At 70.9% G+C, this 9,923-nt stretch carries 10 protein-coding genes; 4 read left to right on the top strand and 6 right to left on the bottom strand.

What is annotated here, in order from left to right; all coding sequences use genetic code 11:
* Positions 1–39 precede the first annotated feature (39 nt).
* The gene (locus tag ACIQ9P_RS15245; protein ID WP_402355143.1) at positions 40–297 is read left to right on the top strand and encodes an SCO4848 family membrane protein; all 258 of its coding nucleotides are present in this window, start codon (positions 40–42) and stop codon (positions 295–297) included.
* Positions 298–372: 75 nt separating this feature from the next.
* Here the strand turns inward: ACIQ9P_RS15245 and ACIQ9P_RS15240 are convergent, their stop codons facing one another.
* The 4 genes from ACIQ9P_RS15240 to sdhC are packed head-to-tail and all read right to left on the bottom strand — an operon-like array spanning position 373 to position 3,823.
* Positions 373–1,146 (bottom strand): succinate dehydrogenase iron-sulfur subunit, encoded by a 774-nt coding sequence (locus ACIQ9P_RS15240; RefSeq protein WP_402355141.1) that lies wholly within the window; start codon positions 1,144–1,146, stop codon positions 373–375.
* The gene (gene sdhA / locus ACIQ9P_RS15235; protein WP_402355139.1) at positions 1,146–2,888 is read right to left on the bottom strand and encodes a succinate dehydrogenase flavoprotein subunit; all 1,743 of its coding nucleotides are present in this window, start codon (positions 2,886–2,888) and stop codon (positions 1,146–1,148) included. Before sdhA ends, ACIQ9P_RS15240 begins: the two co-directional genes overlap by 1 nt.
* Before the next feature lie 54 nt (positions 2,889–2,942).
* Positions 2,943–3,434, bottom strand: coding sequence for a succinate dehydrogenase hydrophobic membrane anchor subunit (locus ACIQ9P_RS15230; RefSeq protein ID WP_045937728.1), 492 nt, complete (start codon positions 3,432–3,434; stop codon positions 2,943–2,945).
* Between the two features lie 8 nt (positions 3,435–3,442).
* Positions 3,443–3,823, bottom strand: a complete 381-nt coding sequence (gene sdhC, locus ACIQ9P_RS15225; protein WP_037779669.1) for a succinate dehydrogenase, cytochrome b556 subunit — start codon at positions 3,821–3,823, stop codon at positions 3,443–3,445.
* A gap of 264 nt (positions 3,824–4,087) precedes the next feature.
* Here sdhC and ACIQ9P_RS15220 point away from each other — a divergent pair, with 264 nt between their 5' ends.
* A complete protein-coding gene (locus ACIQ9P_RS15220; RefSeq protein WP_402355137.1) occupies positions 4,088–4,969 on the top strand; it encodes a hypothetical protein in 882 nt (293 codons plus the stop codon).
* Between the two features lie 69 nt (positions 4,970–5,038).
* On the opposite strand, the gene ACIQ9P_RS15215 is transcribed toward ACIQ9P_RS15220, so the two are convergent.
* Positions 5,039–5,584: a 2-oxo-4-hydroxy-4-carboxy-5-ureidoimidazoline decarboxylase gene (locus ACIQ9P_RS15215; protein WP_045937742.1), complete on the bottom strand. Its 546-nt coding sequence runs from the start codon at positions 5,582–5,584 to the stop codon at positions 5,039–5,041.
* 319 nt (positions 5,585–5,903) lie between these two features.
* Complete coding sequence (locus tag ACIQ9P_RS15210) at positions 5,904–6,647, bottom strand: SDR family oxidoreductase (protein WP_402355135.1); 744 nt, start codon at positions 6,645–6,647, stop codon at positions 5,904–5,906.
* 360 nt (positions 6,648–7,007) lie between these two features.
* Here ACIQ9P_RS15210 and ACIQ9P_RS15205 point away from each other — a divergent pair, with 360 nt between their 5' ends.
* Both ACIQ9P_RS15205 and ACIQ9P_RS15200 read left to right on the top strand, forming a co-directional pair.
* A complete protein-coding gene (locus ACIQ9P_RS15205) occupies positions 7,008–8,261 on the top strand; it encodes an amidohydrolase (RefSeq protein WP_402355133.1) in 1,254 nt (417 codons plus the stop codon).
* A gap of 368 nt (positions 8,262–8,629) precedes the next feature.
* Entirely contained in the window at positions 8,630–9,691 is a 1,062-nt protein-coding gene (locus ACIQ9P_RS15200) for a BMP family protein (protein WP_402355131.1), read from the top strand.
* Positions 9,692–9,923 lie beyond the last annotated feature (232 nt).

The raw sequence follows: 9,923 nt of genomic DNA, 5'->3' as shown, positions 1-9,923 counted from the left end.
ACACCGCCTTCACCTCCCCGCCCCACCGAGGACCGCCCCATGAAGCTCAGCCGCCGCACCTCCTGGTTCCTGACCGCCTTCGGCGTCTGGTCCCTGGTCATCTGGACCACCTTCGTCAAGAACCTCTGGAAGGACTCCGGCGGCCAGGCGTTCACCGGCGGCGACCACTCCCAGCCCACCGCCTTCTTCTGGGTCCACCTCCTCCTCGCCCTCACCTCCCTCGCCCTCGGCCTCGCCATCGGCACCCTCGGCCTCCGCGGCCTCCGCGCCACCCGCCGCACCCCGACCACCGGCTGACCTCGGCCTCCTGCGCTGAGGGACGCGAAGGCCCCCGTCCGGTGCGGACGGGGGCCTTCGCGGGTGGTGCGGGGATCAGAAGCGGCGGGTGACCAGCGCGCGCTTCACTTCCTGGATCGCCTTGGTGACCTCGATGCCGCGGGGGCACGCCTCGGAGCAGTTGAAGGTGGTCCGGCAGCGCCAGACGCCCTCACGGTCGTTGAGGATCTCCAGCCGCTGCTCCGCGCCCTCGTCGCGCGAGTCGAAGATGAAGCGGTGGGCGTTGACGATCGCGGCCGGGCCGAAGTACTGGCCGTCGTTCCAGAACACCGGGCAGGACGACGTGCACGCGGCGCACAGGATGCACTTGGTGGTGTCGTCGAAGCGCTCGCGGTCCTCGGCGGACTGCAGGCGCTCGCGGGTCGGGTCGTTCCCCTTGGTGATGAGGAACGGCATGACGTCCTTGTACGCCTGGAAGAACGGGTCCATGTCCACGATCAGGTCCTTGAGGACCGTCAGGCCCTTGATGGCCTCGATCGTGATCGGCTTCTCCGGGTTGACGTCCTTGATCAGGGTCTTGCACGCCAGCCGGTTGCGGCCGTTGATCCGCATGGCGTCGGAGCCGCAGATGCCGTGGGCACAGGAACGGCGGTAGGTGAGGGTGCCGTCCTGCTCCCACTTGATCTTGTTGAGCGCGTCCAGGACGCGCTCCTTCGGGTCCAGGTCCAGCTGGTAGTCGACCCACACCGGGTCCGGGTGCTCCTCCGGGTTGAACCGGCGGATCCGGACGGTGACGGTGATCAGCTCGGTACCGCCGGCCTCGACCGCGTCGAGAGCGGCCGAGTGCTTCTCCATGGTCGGAGTGCTCATCAGTACTTACGCTCCATCGGCTGGTAGCGGGTCGTGACGACCGGCTTGTAGTCGAGGCGGATGGAGGTGCTGCCGTCGGCGGCGACCTCCTGGTACGCCATGGTGTGCTGCATGAACTTCACGTCGTCACGGGTCGGGAAGTCCTCGCGGTAGTGACCGCCGCGCGACTCCTCGCGGGCGAGCGCGGAGACCGCCAGGACCTCGGCCAGGTCGAGCAGGTTGCCCAGCTCGATGGCCTCCAGCAGGTCCGTGTTGTAACGGAAGCCCTTGTCCTGGATCGAGACGTTCTTGTAGCGCTCCTTCAGCGCGGCGATGTCCTCGACCGCCTGCTTCAGGGTGGCGCCGGTGCGGTACACCATCGCGTTGGCGTCCATGGACTCCTGCAGCTCCTTGCGGATCTGCGCCACGGACTCGGTGCCGGTGGACTCGCGGAGCGAGTCGACCAGGCTCTGGACCAGCTGCTCCGGGTTCTCCGGCAGTGGCACGAACTCGTTGGCGTCGGCGAAGCCCGCGGCGGCGAGGCCGGCGCGACGGCCGAAGACGTTGATGTCCAGCAGCGAGTTGGTGCCCAGGCGGTTGGCGCCGTGCACGGACACGCAGGCGACCTCGCCGGCCGCGTACAGGCCCGGGACGACGTCGGTGTTGTTGCGCAGCACCTCACCCTCGACGTTGGTCGGGATGCCGCCCATGGCGTAGTGCGCGGTGGGCTGGATCGGGATCGGGTCCGTGTAGGGCTCGATGCCGAGGTAGGTGCGGGCGAACTCGGTGATGTCCGGGAGCTTGGCGTCCAGCTGCTCCGGCGGCAGGTGGGTCAGGTCCAGGTAGACGTGGTCGCCGTCCGGACCGCAGCCGCGACCCTCGCGGATCTCGGTGTAGATCGCGCGGGAGCAGACGTCACGGGACGCGAGGTCCTTCATGACGGGGGCGTAGCGCTCCATGAAGCGCTCGCCGTCCTTGTTGCGCAGGATGCCGCCCTCGCCGCGGGCGCCCTCGGTGAGCAGGATGCCCATCCGCCAGATGCCCGTCGGGTGGAACTGGAAGAACTCCATGTCCTCCAGCGGCAGACCGCGGCGGTAGGCCACGGCCTGGCCGTCACCGGTGAGGGTGTGGGCGTTCGAGGAGACCTTGAACATCTTGCCGGTGCCGCCGGAGGCGAACACGACGGCCTTGGCCTGGAAGACGTGGATCTCGCCGGTGGCCAGCTCGTAGGCGACGACGCCGGCCGTGCGGCCCTCGTTGATCAGCAGGTCCAGGACGTAGAACTCGTTGAAGAACTCGACGCCGTGCTTGACGCAGTTCTGGAACAGCGTCTGGAGGATCATGTGGCCGGTGCGGTCGGCCGCGTAGCAGGAACGGCGGACCGGGGCCTCGCCGTGGTTGCGGGAGTGGCCGCCGAAGCGGCGCTGGTCGATCCGGCCCTGCTCGGTGCGGGAGAAGGGCAGACCCATCTTCTCCAGGTCGAGGACCGCGTCGATGGCCTCCTTGCACATGATCTCGGCGGCGTCCTGGTCGACCAGGTAGTCACCACCCTTGACCGTGTCGAAGGTGTGCCACTCCCAGTTGTCCTCCTCGACGTTGGCCAGGGCGGCGCACATGCCGCCCTGGGCCGCGCCGGTGTGGGACCGGGTCGGGTAGAGCTTGGTCAGGACCGCGGTGCGGCTGCGCTGCGTCGACTCGATGGCGGCGCGCATCCCGGCGCCGCCGGCGCCGACGATGACGGTGTCGTACTGGTGAATCTGCATGGGGGGTTAACTCGCCTCTGGCCTCTGCCGATGTCCGATGTGGATGCTGTCGGCTCAGATGTTGGGATCGAAGGTGAAGATCACCAGGGTGCCGAGCAGCACGGTGAAGACCGTGGCGGTACCCATGAGGCCCTTCAGCCAGAGCCGGGTGGAGTCCTTCTCGGCGTAGTCGTTGATGACCTGACGCATGCCGTTGGCGCCGTGGAGCATGGCGAGCCAGAGCATGGTGAGGTCCCAGACCTGCCAGAACGGCGAGGCCCAGCGGCCGGCCACGAAGGCGAAGCCGATCTTGGAGACGCCGCCGTCGAGCACCAGCATGATCAGCAGGTGGCCGAGGATCAGCACCACGAGGACGATGCCGGACAGGCGCATGAAGAGCCAGGCGAGCATCTCGAAGTTGGTCCGGGTGCGGCGCGGGGTCTTCTTCGACCGCTGCCTGGCGGGCTCGATCACGAACGCGTCGGCCGGGTTGCCGGTGCCGAGACCCTTGCCGGTGTGCGCCTGGGCGGAGGGGACCACCACAGCGTCGGAGATTTCCGTGGACATGTCTCAGATCACTTCCCGAACCAGGAGGTCAGCGTGTGCTGCAGGATCGGGTAGAAGGCGCCGGCCATCAGGACGACCCAGACCCCGACCACGGTCCAGAGCATCTGCTTCTGGTACTTCGGGCCCTTCGACCAGAAGTCGACGGCCACGACGCGCAGGCCGTTCAGGGCGTGGAACAGGATGGCGGCCACCAGGCCGTACTCCATCAGGTTCACGAGCGGCGTCTTGTACGTCTGAATGACGGTGTCGTACGCCTCGGGAGACACCCGCACCAGTGCGGTGTCCAGGACATGGGCGAACAGGAAGAAGAAGATGAGGACGCCGGTGACTCGATGAGCCACCCAGCTCCACATGCCTTCCCGGCCGCGGTACAGCGTTCCAGCCGGCACGGAAAAACCCTCCGGAAGCGATTGGGGGCTCGGCCGGCTTCGGTGTCGGTCAGCCCGGCCGGGTACGGTCCACCGGCCGCGAGCATCCTATCGACGCGTCGTCGGTAACCGCCTCCGGGGGTCCGAGGTGTGATCAATCAGGCACGACTGGCCTAGTCGGACGGGAACCCGGCCCCCGGTCGCGACGCAGGGTGACCGCTCGGGTGCTCCCGGTCGCGCTACGGTGGCCCACCCGTTCGCCGCCGACACCCCGCCGAGGCCCCCGTGCCGCACCGTGCTCCGCGTCCGTCCCTTCGCCCCGCCCCGCTGCCGCCCGTCCCGCTGCCGCCCGTCCCGCCGCCGCCCGTCCCGCCGGCGTCCTTCCCGCCGCCGTCCGCCCCGCGGCGGGCGGCCCCGCTGGTGGCCGGGGTGCTGCTGCTCGCCGCGGGCTGCGCCGCCCCGGCGGGCGGTTCGGCCGACCGGGCCGCCGCCCCGGCCCGGGAGCTGTCCGCCGCCGAACTGCGCGCCGCCGCGGTCACCGACGCCGAACTGGGGCCCGGCTTCACCGTCACCGTGATCGCCCCCGGCCACGGCGAGACCGGCCCGGACGGCGGCCGGGAGACCGCCGACAAGCCGGTCTGCCAGTCGCTGCTGGACGCGGTGGCACCGGCGGCGGGGCCGGCGAAGGCGGCCCGGGCCGCCGCCTCCCCGGCGCCGGTGTCGGCGGTGCCCTACGCGGAGACCGATCTGAGCGTGGCCCTGGCCGCCGACCCCTCGGGGAGCCTGTACGGCGGACTGCTCGGCTACCGGGGCGACCGGGCGGCCCGGCTGCAGGCGGAGCTGGAGGGGCTGTTCGGCCCGTGCGCGGAGTTCGGCTCGACGGCGCCGCCGCCCCCGGCGGACCGCGGCCGGGGGGTGACCCGGACGGATCACCGGCTGAGTCGGAACGACACGCCCACGCCCGAGGGAGCCGACGCGGCGACGGGTTTCACCCTGACGAATGAATCCGGTGCGGTGGTGCTCGCGCAGCGCGCCGTCCTGACGCGGGTCGGCCCGGCGCTGGTGGTGTTCAGCACGGTGGGCGTCGGTACCGAACCGGCCCCGGCCCCGGACGAGCGGGTCGTCCGCCGTCAGGTGGCCAAGCTGCGCGCGGCCCAGAAGGGCTGAGGGCGCGGAAGGACCGAGGGGGCGGAGAAAGACCGAGCCCCGGACGCCGTCGGCGTCCGGGGCGGGGACTCAGCGGGCCCCGGCCCCCGAATGGGTGGCGACCAGGTGCTCCAGCCGGGTGAGGGCGATCCGGCGCAGCTCGTCGGCGGCGACCAGGCGCTCCTCGTCGGGGTCGTTGGCGAGCCGGGTACGGATCGAGCTGAGCACGGCGTCGAGCATCTCCTCGGGGTCGATGCCCTCCAGGCAGACCACGAAGACATGGCCGAACCGTGCCTCGTAGGCCGCGTGGGCGGCCCGCAGCGCGGTGTGCGCGGCCTGGCTGCCGGGTGCGCGCATACCGAGGAGCGGCTGCGGCATCCAGCTCTCGTCCGCCAGTGCCTCGGCCAGGTCGGCCGGACGCAGGTCGTACGAAGCCTCGCTGGCGGCGGCGCGGAGGGACTCTATGTCGGGGTAGGGCCGGTGGGCGGTGAGCCGCAGGGCCCACCGGTGGCTGCCGCAGCAGGCGAGGAGGGCCTCCTCCGCGGCTCCGGCGTCGGCCTCGTTGAAACGGTGCAACCCGAGGAGGGTCGGTTCGTCCCTGGGGTCGAGCCTCGGTGACGGAATGTCGCTGGCCAGCGGGTCCTCCTCGTGAGGGCGGGAAGGGGCCGGTGAAGTGGCGGTGACGGCAGGTGAAGTATGAGGCTGCGGAGAGGCGTCCAGCGCCCGCCCGGCAGCGGCTCAACGGTAGTTGAGCCGTCATCAGTTGGGGAGGGCGCACGCGGATTTCATCCGAACGAGCTATCAAGTTGTGACGTTGACACCTCCGTGTCAGCGCCCTCCCCGTCTTCATCTGCTACGGCGCCCCGTCCCCGGCGCCGTTCCCGTCAGCCCGGCGCCGTTCCGGTCGCCCCGGTCCGCCCCCGCCCGGCCCGGGGGCGGAGGCCCGGTCCACGGCTCAGAGCTCGCGGTGGACCTTGTGGTTGGCGGCCTGGGCGCGGGGGCGGACCACCAGCAGGTCGATGTTGACGTGCGGGGGCCGGGTGACGGCCCAGGCGACGGTGTCGGCGATGTCCTCGGAGTCGAGGGGCTCGGCGACGCCGGCGTACACGGAGGCGGCCTTCGCCTCGTCGCCGCGGAAGCGGGTGACCGCGAAGCCCTCGGACTTCACCATGCCCGGGGCGATCTCGATCACCCGGATCGGTTCCCCGCACAGCTCCAGCCGGAGCGTCGCGGCGATGGTGTGCGCGGCGTGCTTGGCCGCGACGTAGCCGCCCCCGCCCTCGTACGCGGCGAGCGCGGCGGTGGACGACATGACCAGGACCGTGCCGTCGCCGCTCGCCCGCAGGGCCGGCAGCAGCGCCTGGGTCATGTGCAGCACGCCGAGCACGTTCACCTGGTACATGGCGAGCCAGTCGGCCGGGTCGCCGTGCTCCACGCTCTCCGCGCCGATCGCGCCGCCGGCGTTGTTCACCAGGACGTCCACCCGGCCGAGCCCGGCCGCGAAGGCGTCCACGGCGGCCCGGTCGGTGACGTCCAGGGTGTGGGCGCGGCCACCGATCTCCTTGGCGAGCGCCTCGATCCGATCGGTCCGGCGGGCGGTCAGCACCACCTCGAAGCCCTCGGCGGCGAGCCGGCGGGCGGTCGCCGCGCCGATCCCGCTACTGGCACCGGTGACCACGGCCACCTTCTGCTCGGTCATTGCCACTCCTGGGATAGGCCGGTCGGTTCAGCCGATCATCTCAAGGCCGACGCCGAGCGGCGGCGGAGCGGTGGGGTGGCGGGGCGGACGGACGGGCGCGGGGCCGCCGGTCCGGATCGAACGCTTTGAGCCAGGATTCGAACTGCAGGTCACGCGCTCCGCCTCCCGGAGCGTCCGCGAACCGCCCGTCCCGGAGCGGCGTTACCCGGATCCGTGACGGTCGTTGCACAGGGCAGGCACCATGGGGAAGGCGGCTGAAACGAGATGTCATACCCACCAGCGCGGCCGGTATGCGCCCATCCGGGGACTTCTTTTCGGGAACTCGGGCCAAATCCCCCCAACGGGCCTACCCTTGTTGAGATGAACCGTCGTGAGTCCGCCCAGTCGGCCGTCACCCTCACCGCTGCACGCCCCGCCGCCGGTCTCCGTGACCGGGTCCGCGAGCTGGAGCCCGAGCTGATCGCCTTCCGGCGGGACCTGCACCGGCACCCGGAGCTGGGCCGCCAGGAATTCCGTACCACCGGCCGACTGCGCGACCGTCTGGTCGCGGCCGGCCTCACCCCCCGGATCCTCCCGGGCGGCACCGGAATGCTCGTCGACATCGTTCCCGAGTCCGCCGCGCGCGGGGCCGAGTTCCTCGCCTTCCGCGCCGACATCGACGCCCTGCCGATCGACGACGCCAAGACCGAGGTGCCCTACCGGTCGAGCGTCCCCGGCCGGGCCCATGCCTGCGGCCACGACGTGCACACCTCGGTGCTGCTCGGAACCGCGCTGCTCCTCGCCGGGGCGGCCCGGACCGGTGAACTGCGCCGCCCGGTCCGGCTGGTGTTCCAGCCCGCCGAGGAGGTCATGCCCGGCGGCGCGCTGGACGTGATCGCGGCCGGTGGCATGGAAGGGGTCGGCCGGATCTTCGCCGTGCACTGCGACCCCAAGGTGGAGGTGGGCCGGATCGGCCTGCGGGTCGGGGCGATCACCTCGGCCTGCGACCGCCTGGTCCTGCACCTGGACGGTCCCGGCGGCCACACCGCGCGGCCGCACCTGACCACCGACCTGGTCACGGCGATCGCCCGGACCGCCGCCGAGCTGCCGGCCGCGCTGGCCCGCCGGATGGACCCGCGCTGGGGCGTCTCGCTGGTCTGGGGCCGGATCGCCGCCGGCTCCGCGCCCAATGTCATCCCGCAGCACGGCGAACTGGAGGGCACCGTCCGCTGCCTGGAGCTGGCGGGCTGGCGGGAGGCCCCGGACCTGCTGCACGAGCTGATCGCCCGGTTCGCCGAGACCCACCGCGCCAAGTGGTCGCTGGACTACCACCGGGGCGTGCCGCCGGTGGTCAACGAGGCGGGCTCGGTGGGCCTGTTGGACGCCGCGATGACCGCGCGCTTCGGCCGGCCCGGGGCGACCGTGGTCGAGGACACCGAGCAGTCGCTCGGCGGGGAGGACTTCTCCTGGTACCTGGAGCACGCTCCGGGCGCGCTGGCCCGGCTCGGTGTCCGCACCCCCGGCGACACCGCCGTCCGGGACCTGCACCAGGGCCGCTTCGACGTGGACGAGCGGGCGATCGCGGTCGGGGTGGAGCTGTTCGCCGCACTGGCGCTGGAGCCCGGGACCTCCTGACCGCCTGACCGCCTGATCTCTTGGCGGCCGCAGGCCCCCTCGGCGGAACGCCCCGCCCCCGGAACGCCCGCCCCCGGAAGGCCCGCCCCCGGAAGGCCCTGACACACTCCCTCGTACCGACCTGAACCGGACACCCGTACAGGGTGTCCGGTTTGTCGCAATCCTGCCTTTATTTCGGGTTACGTACACTGGGCTGAGCCAGTTCCAATCACCCTGAGTGAAGGGGAAAGGGGTGTCGGGTGGACCGTGAGACCACGGTTTGGTAACAACCCGAATGCTCCGGCGGCCTGTGACCCAACCGTGTTCTACGCGCGTTACGGTGGCGTCCGACCACGCTCAACGGGTGCGTGTGAGAAGGAGATATTCCCTTGCGCCGTTCTACTAAGCTCGCCGCGGTTGTGCTCTCGGGTTCCCTGGGCATCGCCTCGCTCGCCGCTTGCGGCGCAAAGAGCAATGACACTTCCGCCTCCTCCGGCGCCTCCGACGGTGCGCTGAAGGTCGGTATGGCCTACGACATCGGCGGCCGTGGCGACCAGTCCTTCAACGACTCCGCCGCCCGTGGTCTCGACCAGGCCAAGTCCCAGCTCGGTGTCGCCGTCACCGAGGCCGACGCCAAGACCGGCGAGGCCGAGGCCGACAAGGAGACCCGTCTCAAGAACCTGGTGACCGCCGGTTACAACCCGGTCATCGCGGTCGGCTTCGTCTACCAGGCCGCCGTCGAGAAGGTCGCCAAGGAGAACCCGAACACCAAGTTCGCGATCATCGACTCGGCGTCCGACACCCAGCCGAGCAACGTCACCTCGCTGACGTTCTCCGAGCAGGAGGGCTCGTACCTCGCCGGTGTCGCCGCCGCCCTGAAGACGAAGACCAAGCACGTCGGCTTCATCGGTGGTGTGCAGACCGAGCTGATCAAGAAGTTCGAGGCCGGCTACCGCGCGGGCGTCAAGTCCGTCGACCCGGCCATGCCGGTCGAGGTCACCTACCTGACCACCCCGCCGGACTTCTCCGGCTTCGCCGCCCCCGACAAGGGCAAGGAAGCCGCGCAGGGCCAGCTCGACAAGAAGGCCGACGTCATCTACACCGCCGCCGGCTCCTCCGGCAACGGTGCGATCGAGGCGGCCGCCGGCGCCAACGCCCTGGCCATCGGTGTCGACTCCGACCAGGCCGCTCAGCCCGCCCTGGCGAAGTACAAGAACAGCATCATGACCTCGATGGTCAAGAACGTCGACAAGGCCGTTTTCGCCTACATCGAGTCCGCCAAGAAGGGCCAGGTCTTCACCGGTGTGAAGAACTTCGACCTCAAGGCCGACGGTGTCTCGCTCGCCACCACCGGCGGCAAGATCGACGACATCAAGACCAAGCTCGACGAGGCCGCCAACGGCATCAAGAACGGCACCATCACCGTCCCGACCGACCCGTCCAAGCTGTAAGGCCCACGGTTCGACCGGACGTCGTTGCGGCTGCCGCCTGCCCGGCAGCGCGATGATGGACGCAACATCAGGGAGGGGCCCGGAAGGGTGCGCTCAGTGCGTACCCCCGGGCCCCGTCCCGTCCCCGAAGCCTTTCCCCCAGGCTCTTCCGCTTTTGGCCCTCCAGCGCAACGACGCGCCTCCAGACCACCAGGAGACCGCCATCACCGCATCCGACCCCGCCCCGAACACG

Origin of the sequence: Kitasatospora sp. NPDC094019 (genome assembly GCF_044764505.1) — a bacterium.
Taxonomy (GTDB): Bacteria; Actinomycetota; Actinomycetes; order Streptomycetales; family Streptomycetaceae; genus Kitasatospora.
Note: the sequence above shows the minus strand (reverse complement) of the source record. Positions and strands in the feature narration are given on the sequence as shown.